22 protein-coding genes are annotated in these 22,507 nt (G+C 46.6%); 8 read left to right on the top strand and 14 right to left on the bottom strand.

Translation table 11 applies throughout. From position 1 onward, the window contains the following. The first annotated feature begins 170 nt into the window (after positions 1-170). Positions 171-2,501 carry a Tex family protein gene (locus A3712_RS25435; protein WP_063525468.1) on the top strand — a complete coding sequence of 777 codons (2,331 nt, stop codon included), beginning with the start codon at positions 171-173 and terminating at the stop codon, positions 2,499-2,501. A gap of 125 nt (positions 2,502-2,626) precedes the next feature. Here A3712_RS25435 and A3712_RS25430 read toward each other — a convergent pair whose 3' ends face one another. Continuing rightward, positions 2,627-3,100, bottom strand: a complete 474-nt coding sequence (locus tag A3712_RS25430; protein ID WP_063525467.1) for a hypothetical protein — start codon at positions 3,098-3,100, stop codon at positions 2,627-2,629. A gap of 176 nt (positions 3,101-3,276) precedes the next feature. Beyond that, positions 3,277-4,053 (bottom strand): pimeloyl-ACP methyl ester esterase BioH, encoded by a 777-nt coding sequence (gene bioH / locus A3712_RS25425; protein WP_063525466.1) that lies wholly within the window; start codon positions 4,051-4,053, stop codon positions 3,277-3,279. 92 nt (positions 4,054-4,145) lie between these two features. Here bioH and A3712_RS25420 point away from each other — a divergent pair, with 92 nt between their 5' ends. The 4 genes from A3712_RS25420 (at position 4,146) to cysQ (ending at position 7,256) form a co-directional block, all read left to right on the top strand. Beyond that, positions 4,146-4,859 carry a ComF family protein gene (locus A3712_RS25420; protein WP_197465919.1) on the top strand — a complete coding sequence of 238 codons (714 nt, stop codon included), beginning with the start codon at positions 4,146-4,148 and terminating at the stop codon, positions 4,857-4,859. 109 nt (positions 4,860-4,968) lie between these two features. Continuing rightward, positions 4,969-5,553: a Fe-S biogenesis protein NfuA gene (nfuA, locus tag A3712_RS25415; protein WP_004741449.1), complete on the top strand. Its 585-nt coding sequence runs from the start codon at positions 4,969-4,971 to the stop codon at positions 5,551-5,553. Between the two features lie 288 nt (positions 5,554-5,841). Beyond that, entirely contained in the window at positions 5,842-6,393 is a 552-nt protein-coding gene (gene nudE, locus A3712_RS25410) for an ADP compounds hydrolase NudE (RefSeq protein ID WP_063525465.1), read from the top strand. A gap of 35 nt (positions 6,394-6,428) precedes the next feature. Beyond that, the gene (gene cysQ, locus A3712_RS25405) at positions 6,429-7,256 is read left to right on the top strand and encodes a 3'(2'),5'-bisphosphate nucleotidase CysQ (protein ID WP_063525464.1); all 828 of its coding nucleotides are present in this window, start codon (positions 6,429-6,431) and stop codon (positions 7,254-7,256) included. 118 nt (positions 7,257-7,374) lie between these two features. Here cysQ and A3712_RS25400 read toward each other — a convergent pair whose 3' ends face one another. The 12 genes from A3712_RS25400 to gspC all read right to left on the bottom strand — a co-directional run bounded on the left by A3712_RS25400 (position 7,375) and on the right by gspC (position 18,891). Then, on the bottom strand, positions 7,375-8,154 hold the full coding sequence (locus A3712_RS25400; RefSeq protein ID WP_082856315.1) for a type II secretion system protein N: 780 nt from the start codon (positions 8,152-8,154) through the stop codon (positions 7,375-7,377). A gap of 1 nt (position 8,155) precedes the next feature. Then, positions 8,156-8,644: a type II secretion system protein M gene (locus tag A3712_RS25395; RefSeq protein ID WP_063525463.1), complete on the bottom strand. Its 489-nt coding sequence runs from the start codon at positions 8,642-8,644 to the stop codon at positions 8,156-8,158. A gap of 20 nt (positions 8,645-8,664) precedes the next feature. Further along, the gene (gene gspL / locus A3712_RS25390) at positions 8,665-9,894 is read right to left on the bottom strand and encodes a type II secretion system protein GspL (RefSeq protein WP_063525462.1); all 1,230 of its coding nucleotides are present in this window, start codon (positions 9,892-9,894) and stop codon (positions 8,665-8,667) included. Next, positions 9,863-10,909: a type II secretion system minor pseudopilin GspK gene (gspK, locus tag A3712_RS25385; protein ID WP_063525461.1), complete on the bottom strand. Its 1,047-nt coding sequence runs from the start codon at positions 10,907-10,909 to the stop codon at positions 9,863-9,865. Before gspK ends, gspL begins: the two co-directional genes overlap by 32 nt. Further along, positions 10,896-11,660, bottom strand: a complete 765-nt coding sequence (gene gspJ, locus A3712_RS25380) for a type II secretion system minor pseudopilin GspJ (protein ID WP_063525460.1) — start codon at positions 11,658-11,660, stop codon at positions 10,896-10,898. Before gspJ ends, gspK begins: the two co-directional genes overlap by 14 nt. Beyond that, the gene (gene gspI, locus A3712_RS25375) at positions 11,647-12,021 is read right to left on the bottom strand and encodes a type II secretion system minor pseudopilin GspI (RefSeq protein WP_063525459.1); all 375 of its coding nucleotides are present in this window, start codon (positions 12,019-12,021) and stop codon (positions 11,647-11,649) included. Before gspI ends, gspJ begins: the two co-directional genes overlap by 14 nt. After that, complete coding sequence (gene gspH / locus A3712_RS25370) at positions 12,008-12,601, bottom strand: type II secretion system minor pseudopilin GspH (RefSeq protein ID WP_063525458.1); 594 nt, start codon at positions 12,599-12,601, stop codon at positions 12,008-12,010. The genes gspI and gspH overlap by 14 nt, the downstream gene beginning before the upstream one ends. Positions 12,602-12,667: 66 nt before the next feature. Beyond that, complete coding sequence (gene gspG, locus A3712_RS25365) at positions 12,668-13,111, bottom strand: type II secretion system major pseudopilin GspG (protein WP_004741459.1); 444 nt, start codon at positions 13,109-13,111, stop codon at positions 12,668-12,670. Between the two features lie 81 nt (positions 13,112-13,192). Next, positions 13,193-14,413 carry a type II secretion system inner membrane protein GspF gene (gene gspF / locus A3712_RS25360; RefSeq protein ID WP_063525457.1) on the bottom strand — a complete coding sequence of 407 codons (1,221 nt, stop codon included), beginning with the start codon at positions 14,411-14,413 and terminating at the stop codon, positions 13,193-13,195. Position 14,414: 1 nt separating this feature from the next. Then, positions 14,415-15,917 (bottom strand): type II secretion system ATPase GspE, encoded by a 1,503-nt coding sequence (gene gspE / locus A3712_RS25355; protein ID WP_063525456.1) that lies wholly within the window; start codon positions 15,915-15,917, stop codon positions 14,415-14,417. After that, on the bottom strand, positions 15,917-17,953 hold the full coding sequence (gene gspD / locus A3712_RS25350; protein WP_063525455.1) for a type II secretion system secretin GspD: 2,037 nt from the start codon (positions 17,951-17,953) through the stop codon (positions 15,917-15,919). The genes gspE and gspD overlap by 1 nt, the downstream gene beginning before the upstream one ends. A gap of 41 nt (positions 17,954-17,994) precedes the next feature. Further along, positions 17,995-18,891 (bottom strand): type II secretion system protein GspC, encoded by an 897-nt coding sequence (gene gspC, locus A3712_RS25345; protein ID WP_063525454.1) that lies wholly within the window; start codon positions 18,889-18,891, stop codon positions 17,995-17,997. A gap of 315 nt (positions 18,892-19,206) precedes the next feature. Here gspC and hslR point away from each other — a divergent pair, with 315 nt between their 5' ends. The 3 genes from hslR (at position 19,207) to pckA (ending at position 22,452) form a co-directional block, all read left to right on the top strand. Further along, positions 19,207-19,593, top strand: coding sequence for a ribosome-associated heat shock protein Hsp15 (gene hslR, locus A3712_RS25340; RefSeq protein ID WP_004741464.1), 387 nt, complete (start codon positions 19,207-19,209; stop codon positions 19,591-19,593). A gap of 18 nt (positions 19,594-19,611) precedes the next feature. Continuing rightward, complete coding sequence (gene hslO, locus A3712_RS25335) at positions 19,612-20,490, top strand: Hsp33 family molecular chaperone HslO (protein ID WP_063525453.1); 879 nt, start codon at positions 19,612-19,614, stop codon at positions 20,488-20,490. A gap of 336 nt (positions 20,491-20,826) precedes the next feature. Further along, positions 20,827-22,452, top strand: coding sequence for a phosphoenolpyruvate carboxykinase (ATP) (pckA, locus tag A3712_RS25330; RefSeq protein WP_063525452.1), 1,626 nt, complete (start codon positions 20,827-20,829; stop codon positions 22,450-22,452). Positions 22,453-22,507: the final 55 nt, after the last annotated feature.

Raw genomic sequence — 22,507 nt, 5'->3', positions numbered from 1 at the left:
TTCTGAGTTTAAAGTGACTTAGTCTCACATCACTTGTAAGAGATCTCGCACAAAGCGGGTATCACAAACGGAAATTCGACTTCTGACAGGATAATTACACAATCAAAGCTAGAAAAAGCGTACGCTCACCCCCATGTATTTGTCACGATATTAAATAAGAGATTCATCGGATGAGCCAAGCTATCTGTCGACTGATCGCTGAAGAACTGAATGTTCGTTCAGAGCAAGTCACCGCCGCAGTAACCCTAATTGATGACGGAAATACCGTTCCCTTTATTGCCCGCTACCGTAAAGAGGTTACGGGAGGCTTAGACGATACCCAATTACGTAACCTTGATAGCCGCCTTTCTTACCTTCGTGAACTTGATGATCGTCGCCAAACGATTCTTAAGTCGATTCAAGACCAAGGTAAGCTCACGCCAGAACTCGAGCGTGATATCACTCAAGCCGACAGCAAGACTCGCCTAGAAGATTTATACCTACCTTACAAACCAAAACGTCGCACGAAAGGTCAGATCGCGATTGAAGCAGGTTTAGAACCACTTGCCGACACACTGTGGAATGAACCACAGCACGACCCAGAAACGGAAGCAGCGAACTTCATCAGCAACGATAAAGGCATTGCCGATACCAAAGCCGCTCTCGACGGCGCTCGTGCGATCATCATGGAACGCATTGCGGAAGACGCAAACCTACTAGAAAAGATTCGCCAACACCTAACCCGCAACTCAGAGCTAGTCGCTCGTGTGGTGGCAGGTAAAGAGCAAGAAGGCGAGAAGTTCAAAGACTACTTCGAGCACAACGAAACACTCAGCAAGGTGCCTTCTCACCGTGCGCTTGCGATGTTACGAGGCCGTAATGAAGGCTTCCTAACACTAGCGATGAATGCCGATCCTGAACAAGAAGAAGGCGCTCGTGGTTCTTACTGTGAAAACATCATCTCTGATCACTACGGTATTACTCTGAGCAGTGCACCTGCAGATGCATGGCGTAAGCAAGTGATCAGCTGGGCATGGCGTATTAAGGTTTCTATGCACATGGAAACCGAACTCATGAGCGCGATGAAAGAGCGTGCAGAGATCGAAGCGATTGAAGTATTCGCCACCAATCTAAAAGACCTACTGATGGCAGCGCCTGCTGGCCCTCGTGCAACGTTAGGCCTAGATCCAGGTTTACGAACCGGTTCAAAAATCGCGGTTGTTGATTCAACAGGTAAGGTTCTCGCTACAGAAACTATTTACCCTCACCCACCACAAAAACAATACGACAAATCAGCACACATTGTTGAGCAGATGGTGCGTCAGTTCAACGTTGACCTGATTGCGATTGGTAACGGTACCGCTTCACGCGAAACCGACAGCTTTGTGGCTGATGTGATTAAGCGTGGCAACTTAAAAGCACAAAAGATCATTGTTAGCGAAGCCGGTGCATCGGTGTACTCAGCGTCTGAATTAGCAGCAAAAGAGTTCCCGAACATGGACGTATCGCTGCGCGGTGCTGTATCTATCGCGCGTCGTCTACAAGATCCTCTGGCAGAGCTTGTGAAGATTGACCCTAAATCGATCGGTGTGGGCCAATACCAACACGATGTAAGCCAAACCATGCTTGCTAAGCGCCTAGATGCGATTGTCGAAGACTGTGTAAACGCGGTGGGTGTTGATGTGAATACGGCTTCTGCTGCACTACTGACGCGTGTCGCAGGCCTTTCTAGCGCGATCGCTCAGAACATCGTCGACTACCGTGATGAAAATGGTCGCTTCGAAGCGCGTACGACACTGAAAAAAGTCGCTCGTTTGGGGCCAAAAGCCTTTGAACAGTGTGCTGGCTTCCTGCGTATCATGGACGGCAAGAACCCGCTAGATGCATCATCGGTGCACCCAGAAGCTTACCCAGTGGTGAAGAACATCGCTGAGAAAAACCAGAAAGACATTAAGTCTCTGGTAGGTAACACAGACTTCCTACGTAGCTTGCATGCGATTGATTACACCAATGAAAACTTTGGTGTACCGACGGTGACTGACATCATCAAAGAGCTGGATAAGCCGGGCCGTGACCCTCGCCCTGAGTTCAAGACTGCTACCTTCGCCGATGGTGTAAACAGCGTTTCAGACTTGGAACCGGGCATGATTCTAGAAGGTGTGGTATCAAACGTGGCTAACTTCGGTGCCTTCGTCGATATTGGCGTTCATCAAGATGGTTTAGTACACATTTCAGCGCTTACCGATCGCTTTGTCTCTGATCCACGTGAAGTGGTTAAAGCGGGTGACATCGTGAAAGTGAAAGTGATGGAAGTGGATGTTCAGCGTAAGCGTATTGCACTCAGCATGCGTATGAAAGATGAGCCGGGACAAGATAATAGAGCTCAACGTTCAAGCGCACCTCGCACGCAAAGCCGCCCGCATCAACACTCGCAAGGTGGACAACGCCGTCGTGAGGAGCCACAACAGAATGGCGCGATGGGTGGTGCATTCGCAGCAGCTTTTGCTAAAGCGAAAAAATAATCCGTTAGCGGATCTGAGAAACGAATTCGCCTAAAACAGAAAACCTGCATCCCTAAGGGTATGCAGGTTTTTTATTATTTGTTCAAAAAAGACATCGAAATTTGGTTGTATCATGAATTTTCGATTCATAGCACGACTAACATTTCAGATGGAGCATGAGGCGCAACAGCATGACCATAATGATACTTAATGACCTTACGTCGTTTCTCCATCTGTCCCTCCTGAATCGCCGCATCTAAAACATGCTTTGGCAGGCGGAAACGCATGGTATAGCCTTTTCCTTGGTCAGCACTGTATGTTCGCAGCGCCAACAAGCTGAACAGCCTATCAAAGGGATCTTGTGACTCTTCTTGGCTAACCGAATTGGCCTCTGACTCGTTCTCCCTTTCATAACCTGGATGGTCTGAAGGATCCCAAGCCGACTGCTGCCTTCGTTTATCGTCCGACTTTACCTTGCGCTCTGCATTGGTTCTTGCCAATGCTACTGCGGGAGCAACAGGCTCTCGGACTTTGTTATCACGCGCGACTTGCTCTGTTTGCACATTAACGGACGGGGCGATTAGTGGCACACTCACTGCAGTTGCAGGTGACACAATCATCGCGAACTCTCCTCAAGAATCGCCCATTGCTGCTGCCATAACACTCTTGTACTGAGTTAGCACAACAAGTATGGCCCAAGTTACTGCACTCTGCTCAGGTGAGAGAGAGATGTCTGAGTATCATGCAGTGCATTGGTTAGATTATATATCGACCAAGATGGTGATAAATTTAGCCATTATTTTTGTGCGAAACTGACTAGCTCACTGCAAAAGGCATCTGCTTCCGTCATAAACGGTGCATGTGAGGATTGAGTGAAGATGTACTGCTCGGTGTGAGGCAGTGCATTGCCCAGATCTTTGGCTACCTTGATTGGTACCAGCCCGTCTAATCGACCATACAAGCGCAGCATAGGAACGGAAATCTCCGGTAATTGCTCTCTTAAATCGACATCAGACAACATCTTTAGTCCTACCAATAATGAATCAGGGTTTGGTAATGGACGGGACAGTACCGCTTGCTTAAGCTGTTTTACGTCTTGCCTTGCTGAAGGACTGCCCATGGCTTGCAAGGCCATAAAACGCTCAATGGTGGTTTGAAAGTCTTCAACCAACTGTTCCGTAAACGCGGTTAATACCTTGGGTTGAATACCGCGCCATAGTACCGGCTCTTTCGCGGCAGCGAATTTCGGTGAACTGGCGACCGTCACCAGCTTGCTTACGTAATCGGGATGATGAAGAGCCATGTGCGTCGCGACTAAGCCACCGAGTGACCAACCGACCCAAATCGCTTGCTTAGGAGCTTCGGTCAACAGTTGCTGGGCTATCCCTTCAAGATCTTGAGCGTGACAATGAGAGCTATGGCCGTATCCAGGCAAATCGACAACGTGAACTCGGAAATCAGCCTCTAACGCACTAACGGTTTGCTGCCATACAGCACCGTTCATTCCCCAACCGTGAACCAACACCAAATCGGGGCCCTGCCCTGAAACATGCCAATATAACGCGTCACTCATTCTCAAATTCCCTACTTTTTCCATCAGCGATAACCTGCACTTTTCAGTATGGTGAGCAAAAGGAACACCATAACCCAAAAGCATCGCGAGCTATGTTATCCGATTGGCTACAAAAACACACACCGCGTCTGGTCACACCTCAATGCCACCTCTGTAAGCTAGATAAACAGCCCGATGATAGCCACCCTCGATGGTGTAATAGTTGCCTAAAGCTGTTCGAGTCCGTGCCTCGCTGTAAAAGGTGCGGGCTGAAAACGGTTGCAGCCGTCGAACAATGTGGTGAGTGCTTAGCTAACCCACCACCTTGGCATCGGCTCTATTGTGTCGGTGATTACACCTTTCCAACCGCAGGCTATATACAACAGATAAAGTATGCCGATAAATTCTGGTTTGCCCGAGATTTGTCGACTTTGCTCGCATCACGCATCGAAGAGCCAGCATCGCTAGTCACCAGTGTTCCCTTACATTGGCGTCGATACTTTCATCGTGGCTTTAATCAAAGTCAGCTACTAGCGCGTTACACCGCTCAAGAACTCAAGGTGGAGCATGCTGTTTTATTCAAGCGCATTCGCTCAACCGCTTCGCAACAAGGGCTAACTAAATCAGCAAGAAAAAGTAATTTGAAAGGGGCATTCGCGATGAGAAACGCCAACTTTTCAGCTTTGGATTACTCGCATATCGCGATAATTGATGATGTTGTAACCACAGGCAGTACTGTGTATCAATTATGCCAATTATTACTTGAAGTAGGGGTGAAAAGGATTGATATTTACTGTATCTGCCGCACTCCTGAGCCCTCTGGATAACTGGCGTGAGTCGCTACTTGTACAGCAATCCAACAAAAAAGGGCTGAATTACAAATCTGACAGGAGTAGAATGGCGCTAATAGCCTACAAATTTACTCAGGTATTCGTCGTGTCAAATATTACTATTACAGAAACAGCTCAAACTCATTTTGCCAATCTGCTGTCACAGCAGCCTGAAGGTACAAACATTCGTGTGTTCGTGGTAAACCCAGGTACACAAAACGCAGAGTGTGGTGTTTCTTACTGCCCAACAGATGCTATTGAAGCGTCTGACACAGAACTTAAATTCGAAGCTTTCTCTGCATACGTAGATGAGCTAAGCCTACCGTTCCTAGACGAAGCTGAAATTGACTTCGTTACTGACAAAATGGGTTCTCAGCTAACGCTTAAGGCACCAAACGCTAAAATGCGTAAAGTAGCAGACGATGCACCCCTTCTAGAACGTGTTGAATACGCAATTCAAACACAAGTTAACCCACAACTTGCTGGTCACGGCGGTCACGTTAGCTTGGTAGAAATCACTGAAGACGGCGCAGCTATCGTAGCATTCGGTGGTGGTTGTAACGGTTGTTCTATGGTTGATGTAACGCTGAAAGAAGGTATCGAAAAAGAACTTCTTCAACAGTTCGAAGGTGAACTGACTGCTGTTCGTGATGCAACAGAACACGATCGTGGTGAGCACTCTTACTACTAATCTCTAATTTAGAGTTAATCGCTATTTGAAGGTTGATGCGCAAGCGTCAACCTTTTTTGTTATGTGTATGAGCAAGTTAGGACTATCGCGCTCTCTCTATAGTCTTTTGTGATCCAACAATATTTTCACCTCGTTACCAGCTTGAGTAAGGTATGCAAGTGATCGTAATCGATTCTTGCTTCAATAATTTTCGGATATGAAAACTCGGATCTAGGAACTCAAGGTCATTTCCCCTATATTAGAATAACTTTATAAGAAAGAATTCCAATGAGCTAAGGAGTGAGCGCAATGACAAAAAGGACCAAGCCAGAGATTTTGGCTAAACAAACTGTCGCTCAATCAAGACTATTCTCTATCGAGTCTCTCGACTTACGCTTTTCAAACGGTGAAGAGCGCACTTACGAACGCATGAAGCCTAGTGGGCGCAACGCAGTGATGATGGTTCCGATTACTGAGCAAGGCGATATTCTATTAGTACGTGAATATGCAGCGGGAACTGAACGCTACGAGCTCGGCTTTCCAAAAGGGCTGATTGATCCGGGTGAACAACCAAGTGACGCTGCGGTTCGTGAACTCAAAGAAGAGATTGGCTTTGGTGCTAACAAACTCACCCCACTCAAGGAAGTGGTTCTCGCTCCCTCTTACTTTTCTAGCAAAATGACGCTGTTTATCGCAGAAGACCTCTACCCAGAGAAGCTAGAGGGTGATGAACCTGAACCACTGGACATTGTGCGCTGGCCGCTTGCTCAAGCCGAAGAGCTATTAACGCATCTCGACTTCTGCGAGGCTCGCAGTATTACCGCCCTACTATTGACCCTTCGCTCGCTAAAAAATAACTAAAGCAATAAGCGCACTCGAAGAGTAAGAGAATATTTATGCCAACAACAAAAGATTTGTCTCATCTCCTACCCTCTGTGATTGAGGTTGCTCGCTCTGCAGGCCAGCTCATTTTAGAGATCTACGAAAAGAAAGATTACGAAGAGTTCACCAAGAGTGACGACACGCCGGTCACCAGTGCGGATCTAGCAGCGCATAAACTGATCTCGAAAAAACTGAGTGAACTCACGCCAGATATTCCTGTGCTATCTGAAGAGGCCGCTGACATTAGCCTAGAAAAGCGGGCGCAATGGGACCGCTACTGGCTGGTTGACCCACTAGATGGAACACAGGAGTTCATCGCAAGAAGCGGTGATTTCGCGACAATTATCGCCTTAATTGAACACAACAAGCCGATAATGGGTGTGGTGTATGCTCCAGTTTCTGGTGTGAGCTATTACGCATACAGCGGTAAAGGGGCTTGGAAGATTCCAGACCTCAATGACAGTGTTAAAATCAAAACGCATCGTCATGAGCTACCAAATCAATCTATCGCAATGGCGATCAGCCGTCGTCAAGACATCAACCGTATTACTAGCCGTATGAGTCCCGCTTGGAACTATGACTTAGTGCCATTAGGCTCAGCAGCTTTGAAAGCCTGTTTAGTCGCAGAAGGTGCTGTCGATTGTTACTTGCGCCTTGGGCCTACTGGCGAGTGGGATACCGCGGCGACACAATGCATTGTTGAAGAGGCAGGTGGACGCATCTTAAGCACGCAATTAGAGCCACTCTCTTACAATGAAAGAGAGACGCTTGAGAACCCGAACTTCATTGTACTGGGTGATTCAGACTTACCATGGGCCGAGATCTTACAGAGCAAAGATTAGGGGCTGTTGACCTTTCGAGCTGATACAGTATTAAAATAAAATGGGCACCTCGATGAGGTGCCCATTTTTTATGTCTTGTTATCGGATAACTAGCACAACTTAGTTATTGAGAAGCTAACTAGAAGCGCCCTTGATAGCTAAACTGGTACTTACCTTGGCTATCTGGATTACCAAGCCATTTCAGCTGACTTTGCATCGCTGGTGGGAATTCTGCACCCGGTTTAAACCATGCTGCCGAAGTGTAGCTTTGATTTGGTGTGACACTTGCAGAGAACTCACTATCCACTTGAGCACTCTTCTGAGAGCCCTTTGCTGCCAATGTATTATCTTCACAAGTGATGTCAGCAATCACAGGACCGAGGTCCAACGAACCCACTGGCGAGTCGACTGCAGCACCAGACCAAGCCACAGTGCCTTCTCCAGACTGACACCAAGGTTGAGCATGAATCGCATGCTTGATCGTCAGCTCAACTTGTCCAGCAATTGAAACCGGGACTGGAATCGCTGGCGCATACTTCATCACGTTAGCAGCGGGCATTGATGCGACTAAGTTTTCCGCATACGCACCGCTCATACTGTACCCAACGCGCCCTTTTCCTGACAAGTTCATGTCGCTATTGCGGCCAAAGCGCACCGCTAATTCAGCTTTAGCTTGGAAGAGTTTAGAGAACTGGAAGTCCCACTGCACTGATCCGTAATTAACACGCTGCCAAGATATATTATTAGCGCTGCCTTGCCAAACCGTTCCTTCAACACCTTCAATATTCAAGCCTCGCACAGCAGGTGCATGTTTGAGCACAAAAGAGGCCGGTAGATGTAGCAACAGACTAACCGAGAAAAAGACAATAAAGATACCGCCAAAAAGTAAACCTAACTTCAAAGATAAACCGCGTTTCACATTAACCTCGTTTAAACTGTAGTCGGTTGACCTCAATAACCCCTGGGCTATCGGAACGATCAATGTCCATAAACTCAACCTCGACACCCTGCTTCTCTTTCAAGTATGTCAGCCAGTCTACGAACTGATTAAAAGGCACAGGTTTGACCCAGACTTGCAGCATCTCGCCACGCGGCTGAACTCGAATCAATTCAATCTTAAAACGACGCATAGAAGCAGGCACAGATTGGTTCAAAGGCTGGCTAGCAACAATCCCACCACTTCCTCGCAGCTCTACCACTTCGTTGGCTTTATTGGTTACCCAAGCCAGTAGTTGCTTCTCGCTTTGAATACGACTTTGCGCCATCTCAGCTCGCTGGCTAAGCGGCTGCAATAGCCCCCAGTACACGATGCCTACCACCAACAGAATGGAACAACCGATCACTAATCGTTGCTCTCTTTGACTTATTGAAGTCCACCACGCTTGGAGTGGCTCAATCATATTTCTCATCACTGATCTCCTTACGCAGTTTATTGACGGGGTTTAAGGGTGAAGCTGCCAAATACGGCATCACCATTACGATTCAATGGCCCTTGCTCAACGGTAAACTTCTCTTCAAGCTTCACTCGCGCGGTCTCGAAATGTTGGAAGTCAGAACTTTTCGCTTCCAATCTCACCTCTGAGCGGTTGCCGTCGTAGCGAATACTATTCACTTCGATGGCTTTCACTTGTCCTAAGGTTTCTGGCAGTAACGCTAGCCATCCAAGTAAGGAGTCACCATCACCCGATCCACCATACTTCTTAGCTTCATCGTTCATCTGGCGCTTCAGGTAGCTAACCGTCGGAATACGTTGCTTACCCGGAAGTACGCTTCTAAAAATACGTTCACTCTCCATTCGATACGCTTCAGCTTGTAACTCATACTGCCGAACCTTTAAGACTTGTTGAGTGACGATTACCGCCACCAGCAAACAAGCTGCAATCGCTACTTTTTGCCATACGCGCCAGTACTTACTGAATGAAGATTTGGTTTTAAAGGTGCCAGTCAGTAAGTTTACGCTACTCGTGATGGCTTGTTGGCTCAGTAAAGACATCACCAGTTCAGCAGGCTTAGCTTGCCATTCAATGCCACTTTGCTGTTGGACGTCATCACTTGGCAGTGCGGTGTAGCTAAAAATCGTTGGTGACTGCTCTTCATCACCCAGGGCAACCCAATCGCTTTGTAAGAACATCGCTAGCCATGCTTCACTGATCGACACTGCTTGGTAGTGGCTTTGACGCAATAACCAATGTTGGTCGATCTGCAGCGCACTGATGCCCTGCTCTTCTAAAGGCAAGGCTAAGGTGTCTGGCAGTACTTTACGAAAGATAATGTTCGCTTCGCGGAAGGTATCTAGCGCCTGCTTAAGCCACTCACGCTCAACACCACACACAGTGGCATGGGTTGCATCTTTATCTAAAACGGTCAGGTGTAAGTCTTCGATATCTTGCGCGACTTCGTCTTCTAATAAAAACGGCAGCATAGAATCGAACTGGCGAGCAGCACCTTTCGGGATCTCAACACGCTTAATTAAGCACTCATTTCCCGGCAATAAAGCGATACAACTGCGTTTTTCTGCGTAAGGGGTTAACTCATCCAGCTGCTCCCAGCTAGACAATTCACCACTTGCTATCACTTCTTGTTGGCTTGTCGACCAAACTAACCACTGCACAGGGCTCTGTGGTTCGCTACTCAGTCGAACGGTCAGAAACTCGCTCACTGATTCCTCCAAAACGACGGCGTACCACCGTCACTGTTTCTCGATTACTACTATAGAAAAGCGTTCGTATACGTACACGAGATTGCTCAACTAAAACCTCTGCATCTAGCTCAAAATAGGCACTATCTACAGTTAAATATGCTTTTGCTTTTTTGCTGACGTCAGCACTCACTGCGGTAATGGCGCCCTCTGCCATGAAGTCATCCACAGTCTCCCAGCCATCAAACGGACGCTTATCAATCAGTTGTTTCGCATCCGACTCACTCAAGCCTGGTGCAAACATCGCTTCCAATAACGGCGCTTGTTGCTCCGTCAAGGTATTCACATTCAGTCGAAAGTCATCGGTCGGTAAGGCACACACAAAAGGACGAACTTTATTCATGACCTCACCAGTCACCTGATACACCGCTCTCAACTCGGACTCATCCGCCATCAAACCATTTGGCGTAACATAAGGTGGCTTCATCGCCTCATAAGTGCTGTCCTCGACGCCTGCAGAAGAGGTTGCTCGAGTATCGCTGTCGACAAATTCCCAGCTTGAATGCGCGATAACCTCAGCTTGATAAGGCTCAACGTCTTGATTTTCTAATAAGGTTTGCCAAACCTTCACTAAATAAGGTGCTTGGTTACTGGAAGTGGTTGCCACTCCCGCTAATGCATTGAGATTAAAACAAGATTGCGCGTCAATAATACGCCCTTTAACTTGTCCATAATCTAATGGGTATACCTGCTCTTCCAATGCCCACGGCTGACTTAAGTTGACCGTATCACTGTCTTTGTAGCTTTGCCTAATACCATCTTGTACGAGCGCTTCAACGCCAATGCTATACCAATAAGCTTGTTGGTAATTCAGCTGATTACCAACGCGTTTGAATTGAGTAAACAAGCGTTCCGACATGCTGCCTGCAATGGTTGCCATTATCGCCAATAACATCAGAATAATAATCAGCGCAACACCACGTTGCTTGCGCCCTAACGATCGTCTTGTTAGTACAAGCTGATTAGTTCGACGCATCACCGTCCCCCTCGCGACTATCTGAGGAGTCACTGCTTGAAGAGTCACTGTTTGAATCACCACCAACCTGATCTAGGGTGCCACTTGGTGTCAGATAAATTCGCTCTATCTCACCATAATCTTTTAACGTCAGCTTAAGTCTCACCGCCTTTGGTAACGACTTATCGCCTTGCCATTCTTTGCCCCAACGCTTTCCATCGTAGAACTCAAACTCCAAAGCCTCAACCTCACCAAGCAAAGGGGTAATGACCGCTTCCTGCCCTGCGGGTGTATCTGGGTAGCGCCACCACAGGCGTTCAAGCGTCTCTTCTTTTAGACGGTAGCCCACTTTCGTCACTTCACCACGAGGAAACTGCTGCTGTGGGTTGTGCCAACCAAGACGAGTAAACACGATACCTATGCTATCGGAGTCCAATAAATACTCTTTCACTATGACCAGCTTAGATGGTGCTTCTTCACCATCAGTACGAAATTGTCGCACTGCCATCTGGCGAAAATCATTATCTAAGATAACTAAACTGCGCTGCAGTTGGTTCAAACGAGCACTACGCTCTGTTGAAAGCTCGTTGCTTCGCTGCACTTGATTTACTACTTGATAGGCCGCCATACTCAGCGTAGCAAAAATAGCAATCGAAACGAGCACCTCAATTAAAGTAAAGCCTCTCCCTTTTGAAGGTAGACCTAGTTTGCGAGGTATACTGTTGTTTACCGTCATGCTTTTTACTAACCGCATTCTCTTAGTTGACCACATAACTGCGCACCGTAACGACTGGAGAAGCCTTTTTGCTAGTTGCCACACTCACATCAAAAGCTTTTAGCATATTATCGGCCGTATCGATTGGGGTAACTTTCCAAAACCACTCTCGACCGGCTAGCTCTTGCGTGCCTTGTGTCTTTTTCAGCTTCTCCGGGTGTAACATCACCAAAGCCATTTGATTATCAACGACCATAGCCGCGAAGGTTTTTTCTTCTAAATAGCTCAATGTATTGATGTGCTGGGTTACGGCGCGAATAACACTGATCGCCGCAGTAGCAAATATCGCGAGTGCCACTAACACCTCAAGTAGCGTCATACCACGAGAGCGATAAGGAGAACGGTTATTCCTCTTCATCTTCTTCTCCTGGTTCTAACAGTCGAATCACACCATTATCCGACGCTTTAATGCGCCAGCCATCTTGTATGGTATCGCCTGTATTGGGATAAAAAGAGAGTGTAAATGGTGTCACTTCAGCACTCGACAAGATGTATACTTGAGGTGGCTTAGGTTTCTTTTCTTCTTCAAGATCAGCAAACATATCTTCATCAAATAGGCTTCCTGGGTTGAATAACCGATCATCATCTGCCCATGCGCCACCGCCTAAGTTAAGTGATAATGCGAGATCTTCTGGTAATTCTGTTGAAGAGGGTATTTTTTCGAATTCGACTTCTTGCCAGCCTTCAGACTTAAGCGTCATCAGAACATAGGTCGACTTCTTTTCATCGATGCGAATACCAAAATCCAGACCACTCAAAATCGCTTCTTCGCTAAGCAGCTGAATTCGTTGATAGAAACTTTGAGCGTATTTTTTTGCGGCATCTTTACTGTTGGTAGGAATGGTCGCAATCACAGCGACCGCCGTTACTGATAGCAATACCAACACCAGCAGAATCTCAATCAAGGTGAAACCTGGCTGTTTGTGCGTAGTTTTCACCTTGCAGACTCCATATGTTTACGTCCGACCATCAAATAGCGGCATCAAGCGACAATAAGCTTAGGCTTACTGAAAGTCTTGCATGTTCCAGTTACCGATATCCGCAGCAATACCTTCACCACCTTCTTGGCCATCAGCACCAAGCGTAAAGATGTCGATAGTGCCGTTATCACCAGGGCTTAGGTATTGGTACTCGTTGCCCCATGGGTCGTTAGGTAAACGCTTGATGTAGCCACCGTCGCGGTAGTTACGAGGCTCTGGGCTGCTTGGCTTAGAAACCAGTGCATCAAGGCCTTGATCCGTTGTTGGGTACACGCTGTTATCCAGTTTGTACATATCTAGCGCATTCTCTAGTGCCACGATATCTGTGATAGCTTTCTGTTGGTCAGCCTTCTCTTTATTACCCAATAGGTTAGGTACAACAAAGCTCGCCAACACGCCAAGGATAACCACAACCACCATCACCTCTAGTAGGGTAAAGCCTGATTGTTTCTTCATTTTATTCTTCATTATTTTCTCCAAAGTACAGACAACGAGTTGAGGGGAATGGTGTCCTTCTCTCGATAATCCAAAAACGTTTTATGAACGGAATTAGCCGCTCATTAAATTGTTCATTTCAAGCATTGGCATCAAAGTTGCCATCACAATAAACAGCACCAACCCCGCCATCAAAGCAATAAGTGCCGGGGTAAAAATGCCTAACGCAATATTTACCGTCGACTCAAAGCTTTGGTCTTGGTTATCGGCTGCACGAGTCAGCATCTGCTCTAATTGACCACTCTGCTCACCACTAGCAATCATGTGCAGCATCATCGGTGGGAAAAGCTTAGTATGATCAAGCGCTTTACGCAGGCTTGCCCCTTCCCTCACGCTATCTGATGCTTGTAAGACTTGTTGTTTCACATGGTGGTTCGACATCACGTCAACCGCAACCTTCATCCCTTCAAGGATTGGAATCGCACTTGAAGTACAGATTGAAAGTGTACGGGCAAAACGAGAGGTATTAATGCCTTTCGCTATCTTGCCAATCAACGGGATACTCAACAATTTTCGATCCCAACTTAGACGCACGCCCGGTCTTTTAAGCGCAGTCTTAATCAACACAATCACACCAATGATCAACAACAGTAATTGGATGCCCCAATCCTGGATAAATTCACTCGATGCCAATAAAAATTGGGTGGATTGAGGAAGCTCTTGTCCCATCTGGATGATTGGTTCAACAATCTTGGGTACTACCGTTGCTAATAGGAACGAAACGATAGTGACCGCAAACACTACTAGAACCACTGGGTAGATCATCGCTTGCAGCAGCTTAGAGCGCATTTTCTGGCGGTTTTCCGCGTAATCGGCTAATCGCTCTAGTACCGCGTCTAAGTGCCCGGATTTCTCACCAGCCGCCACCATGGCTCTAAACAGTTCATCAAAGATGTGCGGGTAATCAGCTAAGCTATCCGCTAGCGAGTAGCCTTCCGTCACTTTGGAGCGAACTGCCAGTAACATAGTTCGAATACGAGGCTTTTCGGATTGCTCAGCTACGGCCTTCAAACACTCTTCCAATGGCATACCTGATTGTACTAGAGTTGAAATTTGGCGAGTAATCAAAGCAAGGTCTGGTGTACTGATGCCACGCTTAAAGCTGGTCGATGGCGTTGAGCCTTTCGCTGTTTTCGCTTTAGCTTCGGTCATTTCAACCGGCATTAAGCCTTGCTCTTTTATGCGCTGGCGAGCCTGACGAGCGTTATCCGCTTCAATCGAACCCTTTTTACTTTTGCCTTTGGCATCCAGTGCTTTGTATTCAAATGCCGCCATATTAGACTTCCTTGGTCACGCGCATCACTTCTTCTAGAGACGTTATCCCTTTCCGAACCTTGCTCAAGCCATCATCTCGAATACTTGGTGTTGTGCCACGAATTGCTTTTTCAATCGCCTGTTCGCCCGCTTCACTGTGAATCAGTTCTTGTACTGAGTCATCGATCATTAGCAACTCATGAATACCAGTTCGGCCACGATACCCCTTATGGTTACACTCTTCACAACCTTTTGCATGATAAAGCGTTAGGCTGTCTTTCTTCTTTAAATCAAAAAGCTTTTTGGTCTCTTTGTCCGCTTCGTACGGTTCTTTACAGTCGTTACACAAGGTACGAACTAAGCGCTGCGCTAACACACCAAGCAGAGAAGAGGAGATAAGGAATGGTTCAATACCCATATCGCGCAGACGCGTAATGGCACCTATCGCGGTATTGGTATGCAGAGTCGACATCACCAAGTGACCCGTCAAAGAGGCTTGAACCGCAATCTCAGCAGTTTCTAAGTCACGAATCTCACCAATCATTACCACGTCCGGGTCTTGACGAAGAATCGCACGTAAACCGCGAGCAAAGGTCATATCCACCTTAGGGTTTACTTGTGTTTGGCCGATACCATCGATATCGAATTCGATTGGGTCTTCGACAGTAAGGATATTACGTTCGTTGCTATTTAGCTCTTGCAGGCCAGCGTACAAGGTTGTGGATTTACCCGAACCTGTAGGACCCGTTACTAAGATAATGCCGTGCGGACGCTGAATCAGTTTACGGAAGTTTTCGTGGTTCTCTGCCGTCATACCTAAACTGTGCAAGTCTAGGCGAGTCGCGTTTTTATCCAACAGACGCATTACCACACGCTCACCATGCGATGAAGGCATGGTAGAGACACGAACGTCGACAGCTCGACCACCAATACGCAGTGAGATACGACCATCCTGTGGCACGCGTTTTTCTGCAATATCCAACTTTGCCATCACCTTTACACGCGACACAAGCAACGGCGCCAATTTACGGCTTGGCGCGAGAACATCACGCAACACACCATCAATACGGAAACGGATCGAAAGCGACTTCTCAAAGGTCTCGATATGGATATCCGAAGCACCTTCTTTTATCGCCTCACCCAACATCGCATTAATCAGCTTGATGATTGGCGCATCGTCTTCTGACTCAAGCAAGTCTTCATCTTGCGGTAACTCTTCTGCTAGCGAGAAAAAGTCGTCGTTGTCAGCCCCAATGTCTTCCATGAGCTGACGAGCTTCTGACGAGTCACGCTGATAAGCGTCGGTCAATTTTTTATCAAACTCATCGAGAGTAATCGCTTGTGGCGTGAAACCATTTTTCACAACACGACTCACTTCAATGATCGCCGCCGATTTCAGTGGCTCAACATAATAAAGTATCGGTGCGCGCTCTGGATGCTGAGACTCCAACACCATCTTATAGCGATTCGCAAAGCTAAACGGCAAGCGCTGATAAGTACGTGCCGCCCCTATCAACTCAGCCATTATTCTTGTTCCATTTGATCGATGAAGGCTTGGATCTCAGCCGGATGATTCCTCTCTGAACCGAATTTAGGCAACACTGGGATGTTGTCGTTATCCATCAATTTCAGGCCTTGCTCTGACTTATACAGCTGTTCAGCACGGATGAAGTTGTATTTACGCTGAGTGATACCATCGGCTGTCATACCATCACGAATGATGGTTGGCTTGATGAATACCATTAGATTCTTTTTCTCAACCTGAGTACTGGTTGATTTGAATAGATGACCGAGCACCGGGATGTCGCCCAATAGTGGCACCTTAGACTCACTCTCTAATGCACGCTCGTCAATCAGACCACCAAGTACCAACATTTGACCGTCTTGAACAATCACTGAAGTATTGAGCTGACGCTTAGCAAAACGCACATCAACCGCACCGTTTGCGCCTAATACGTTCGATACTTCTTGTTCTATTTGCAACTGAACCGAGTCACCTTCGTTGATCTGTGGCACCACTTTAAGCTTGATACCCACTTCTTTACGTTCAACCGTTTGGAATGGGTTATCGTTGTTTGAACCAGCTGAAGAGCCAGTGAGAACCGGCACCTCTTCACCGACAATGAATGATGCCTCGCCGTTATCCATCACGGTAATGCTTGGAGAAGATAAGATATTTGAGTTGGAATCGGTCGCAACTGCACTGATCAAGGCTGTCCAATCGCCCATCACCACACTCATCGCCGCACCATTTACGCTAGACAGTGCAGAGGCTAATGTCGAATAATCCCCTTTTTCAGAGAACTTACGTTCAACATAACCATCAATCGCATTTGGGTTTTCAGGGTCGTATGTGCTTTCTGTTCTTTCCGTATCCTTGGCCTCTTCTAAGCCAATCATAACCTGGCCAACCGAGGTGCCAGTATTGCTGTATTGAATCATGGCACCCGTTTCTAGGTTACCCCACTGCACACCAAGGTTAACGCCATCGCCTTCTGCCATTTCAACAATCAAGGCTTCAATCAATACTTGAGCACGACGAATATCTAATTGAGCAATCACATCTTGTAGCGCGTTCATGATATCGGGTTGCGCGGTAATCACTAACGAGTTGGTATCGCTGTGTGCCGAAATCACAACTTTATCGCGTTGAGAAGAGCTGCCTTTGGTTGAAGTCTGCTTTTCTGACTGCAGGTTATCCGATACACCTTTAAGTACATCGACTAAGTCTTCTGCTTTTGCATATTTAAGATAGATAACTTGGTTGTTGCCCTTGGTTGCCATCTCGACATCAAGTTGCTCAATCAGTTTTCTTAAACGGCTACGAACTTTAGGGTCACCAGAGATAAGAATTGCATTGGTGCGCTCATCGGCTACTAGCTTAGGTTGTAGAAATGCTGGAGTGTTTTTCGCGTCAGTGTTTTTGTTCAAAGCATCTACGATACGCACCATCTCAGCGGCTGAAGCGTTCTTTAATTCAACCACTTCGATCTCTTTATCACCGGCTTGGTCAACACGTTTGATGATTTCAGCTAAGCGATTCACGACCGCAGCACGGCCAGTGATTAGGATGATGTTGGCTGGATCATAGTGCACAACGTTACCCGCACCTGCATTGTCATTCAGCTGACGTAGCAATGGCGAAAGCTCGCGAACCGAAACATTACGAACCGTCACAACGCGAGTGACCACGCTATCGCCTTTAATATTTTCACGCTCGCCAACCACAGGAATCGCAGAAGTCTTAGAGTCTTTGGCTTTGATGATCTTCAAAACACCAGATTCCATCTCAACCACGGCGTAACCGTAAACCTCTAAGACGTTGAGGAAGAAGCTATAATATTGCTCTTCATTGAGTACGTCATAGCTACGCACATCAATTTTTCCGCGCACTGACGGGTCAACGATGATCGTTTTCTCAAGGTTACGGCCAACAATATTAATAAACTCTTGAATATCAGTGCCTTTAAAGCTGGCACTAAAATCATTAGCGAAGGCTGCGGGCGTGCAGATTAAGCTTCCTGCCAGTAACCATGCACTTTTCTTAAACCAATGCTTCACGTACTTCTCCTACACTTTCGTCTTTCGTTAGACGCAAAGTTTTAAAATTCAATAAACACTTCATGTTGTTGTCCATCTCGCTCAACGACCAGGTTTAACTCTGTCAGTTCTGAGATTGAACGGAATATCTTGCCCATAGCCGCTGGGTCAGTCAGGTCTTGACCATTTAACTGAGTTGCAATATCGCCGTTTTGGAGCCCAACAGAGTTAAAAAGTTCTGAATCTTTGCCAGGGCTCACACGATAACCAATCACACTGTCGTCGCGCTTCACTTGAGATAAGCGAACATATTGGAAGATTTGCTGTGGATCTTTCATTATCTTCGCTTTAATTTCATCGAGCTTCTCTTCTGCAGAAGCTGGGTTGTTGCCACGCACTGAAGAGGAAGCCCGACGTGGTGCGGGTTCAGATACAGCTAAACGCTTATACTCGATACCTTCTAGCATCAGCGTTTCATCACGACCTGAGTTATCAATGATGACGCGGTCAATTAATACGGCTTTGAGTTTGGCTCTGGTGCCTTCTATCTGTTCATTAATCCCGTAGGTCGCTTGCGTACCACGGTTGGCAATCACAGCTAAGCTCAGCTCCGAGTTAGAACTGGCAACCGCACCCACTAACACCAAGTTAAGACGAGTCTTAGGCGCATCCTGAATCACCTGTTGTTCAACCACTGCAGGCTTGCTTGGGTTGTAAGCGCCAAACATGTTGCTCTTTTGCAAAGAAGAGATGTCTAAGGTTGATTGAGGAGTCGCAGACGATGAGATTGTTGCTTTCCAGGGCAAGACTGTTTGCTCAACTGGTTCAATAAACCAGACAAGCTGCCCTAAAATCCATGCAGAGACTGCAATAAGCACACAACAAATAGCGAGGCTCAGTTTCTGCTGAAGCACAAATCCATTCTCTAATAGGCGGCTCAGCAGCGGGGAATTCCCCATGCGACTTTTGAGCTCTAAAAAGTCCACTTCCTTTGCCCCTTCTCATGACAACAAACATTGCAAACTATTAAACTTTCAGCTTTTTTATTCATTCGTTAGATACCGAGTTCATATAAGCATAAGATCTCGAACTATATCATAGCTAATCGATAAATCGTCATTACAAAGCGATTTTGCTCTATGACTTGAAAAAAATGCTAACTGCCTCCACATAAAACCTCTACCTAACGTGATAAGCACCATCAAAAACATGTTGCGCACTGTTCATAACAGTTAAACCGAATTCATTTTTCACTAAATAAGGTACAGCCCTATATGAAAACTTCTAATGAAGCTGTCAGACTCGATAAATGGTTGTGGGCAGCACGCTTTTACAAAACTCGATCTATTGCTCGCAATATGGTCGATGGTGGCAAAGTCCACTATAATGGTCAGCGCAGCAAGCCAAGTAAGATTGTCGAACTTGGGGCAGTTATTACACTGCGCCAAGGTAATGAGGAAAAGACGGTAACGATCGAGAAAATTTCAGCCCATCGTGGCGGAGCACCGATCGCTCAAACCCTCTATGAAGAAACCACTGAGAGCTTGGCGAAACGAGAAGAATTTGCGAAACAACGCAAGCTACACGCACATAACCCAGCTCCAGAGCGTCGCCCTGATAAAAAGCAACGTCGTGACATCATCAAGTTCAAGCATCAATAAGCTAGAAGGAATAGCCAAATGGCAAACAATGTTTTAAATCGCTACCTATTTGAAGACCTATCAGTACGTGGTGAATTGGTACAAATGGATGAAGCGTACCAACAGATTATTTCTAGCAAGGAATACCCAGCTCCAGTACAAAAGCTGCTGGGTGAGCTATTGGTTTCAACCACGCTACTGACTGCGACTCTAAAATTTGAAGGCTCTATCACTATGCAACTGCAAGGTGATGGCCCAGTATCTCTAGCAGTTATCAATGGCGACCATAACCAAAAGATCCGTGGTGTTGCTCGTTTTGAAGGTGATATTGCCGACGATGCTGGCCTACACGACCTAATGGGCAAAGGCCACCTAGTGATCACTATCGATCCTAAGAAAGGCGAACGCTACCAAGGTATCGTTGGTCTTGAAGGCGACACACTAGCTCAAGTACTTGAAGGTTACTTCGCGAACTCTGAGCAGCTTAAGACTCGTCTATGGCTGCGTACTGGTGAGCACGAAGGCAAAGCACACGCTGCTGGTATGTTGCTACAAGTTATGCCTGACGGCACTGGTACTCCAAATGACTTCGAGCACCTAGAGCAGCTAACAGACACAGTGAAAAACGAAGAACTATTCTCTCTAGAAGCAAACGAACTGCTTTACCGTTTGTACAACCAAGAGAAAGTACAACTTTTCACACCGCAACCAGTTGAATTCTTCTGCGGTTGTTCTCGTGAACGAAGCGCAGCAGCGATCATTACCGTTGCTCAAGAAGAGATTTACGACATCCTAAGCACTGAAGGTAGCGTTGCTCTTCACTGTGATTACTGTGGTACGAGCTACTCGTTCGACAAGAACGATGTTGATGCACTGTATGCAGAAGCAGCAGATAAAGGCAGCAATACGGTTCATTAATTTACGTCGTACCAAAAACACGTAATTTACCCCAAAAAGGTCAGCACTAAGCTGGCCTTTTTTGTGATCAAAATAGCGCAAACTTCGTAACATCTCGTAATAAAATCACCGCTTAATTTTAATCAATTAATAATGTTTCAGCCCCTAGCGCAAAGGTTTGCGTACAGGATAGACTAGTTAGGCCAATATGTGACGAGACACTTAAAACCCCATGGTTAATATGGATGTTTTTGAGCTACATCCCTGTTTCCCCCGAGTCTCGTTGCTAGCATGGTGAGCAGATAACAATAAAAAATTAATACAAAATCCCTACAAAATATCCTACAAGGAGCACCTATGACCGTTATGGAACATACTAAGGCTGCACAAATTGATCTAACAAAGCACGGACTTACTGGCGTTACCGAAGTTCTTCGCAATCCTAGCTATGAGCAGTTATTCGTTGAAGAAACACTGCCAGGTTTGGAAGGCTACGAAAAAGGCGTAGTAACGGAACTAGGTGCTGTTGCTGTTGACACTGGTATCTTTACTGGCCGCTCACCGAAAGATAAGTACATTGTTAAAGATGACACAACCCGCGATACCATGTGGTGGTCAGATCAAGGCAAAAACGACAACAAACCGATCACAACTGAAGTATGGAATGAGCTAAAAGAGCTTGTAACAACTCAGCTATCTGGCAAGCGCCTGTTTGTCATTGACGGTTACTGTGGTGCTAACCCAGATACGCGCCTAAGTGTGCGTATTATCACAGAAGTAGCGTGGCAAGCGCACTTCGTTAAGAACATGTTTATTCGTCCAACTGACGAAGAGCTAGCAACGTTCGAACCTGATTTCGTGGTAATGAACGGTGCTAAAACAACCAACCCTAACTGGGAAAAACAGGGCCTAAACTCTGAAAACTTCGTAGCATTCAACCTAACAGAGCGTGTTCAAATCATCGGTGGTACTTGGTACGGCGGTGAGATGAAGAAAGGCATGTTCGCAATGATGAACTACCTACTTCCTCTGCAAGGTATCGCTTCAATGCACTGTAGTGCAAACGTCGGCGAGAAAGGCGATGTAGCGGTATTCTTCGGTCTATCGGGCACAGGTAAAACAACGCTATCAACAGACCCTAAACGTGAGCTAATCGGTGATGATGAGCACGGTTGGGATGACGACGGTATCTTCAACTTTGAAGGCGGTTGTTACGCGAAGACGATCCGTCTATCTAAAGAAGCAGAACCAGAAATCTACAATGCAATCCGTCGTGATGCACTGCTAGAAAACGTGACGGTTCGTGGCGATGGTTCTATCGATTTTGATGACGGTTCTAAAACAGAAAACACTCGTGTTTCTTACCCGATTCACCACATCGACAACATCGTTAAGCCAGTATCAAAAGCAGGTCACGCTCAAAAGGTTATCTTCCTGACTGCTGATGCATTTGGTGTACTACCACCAGTTTCTAAACTGACTCCAGAGCAAACGAAGTACCACTTCCTATCTGGTTTCACAGCGAAGCTAGCAGGTACAGAGCGCGGCATCACAGAGCCGACTCCAACCTTCTCTGCAGCGTTTGGCGCGGCGTTCCTAACGCTTCACCCAACTCAGTACGCTGAAGTACTAGTGAAACGCATGGAAGCAGCAGGCGCTGAAGCTTACCTAGTAAACACAGGTTGGAACGGTACTGGTAAACGTATCTCTATCCAAGATACTCGTGGCATCATCGACGCTATCCTAGATGGTTCTATCGACCAGGCTGAAACTAAGGTTATCCCTATGTTTAATCTAGAAGTGCCTCTAGCGCTGCACGATGTTGACCCAGCGATCCTAGACCCACGCGACACGTACACAGACCCACTACAATGGGAAAGCAAAGCGAAACATCTAGCAGAGCGCTTCATCAACAACTTTGATAAGTACACTGACAACGCTGAAGGTAAGTCACTGGTTGCGGCTGGTCCACAACTCGATTAATCCAAGCATCTGCTCGGGCTAAGCCAAAAGCGAACGCTCATTTAAAACGATATTT

Source organism: Vibrio sp. HI00D65, from assembly GCF_001635455.1.
In the GTDB taxonomy this organism is placed as follows: Bacteria; Pseudomonadota; Gammaproteobacteria; order Enterobacterales; family Vibrionaceae; genus Vibrio.
The sequence above is the reverse complement of the archived record's forward strand: the minus strand, read 5'-3'. Positions and strand labels throughout refer to the sequence as shown.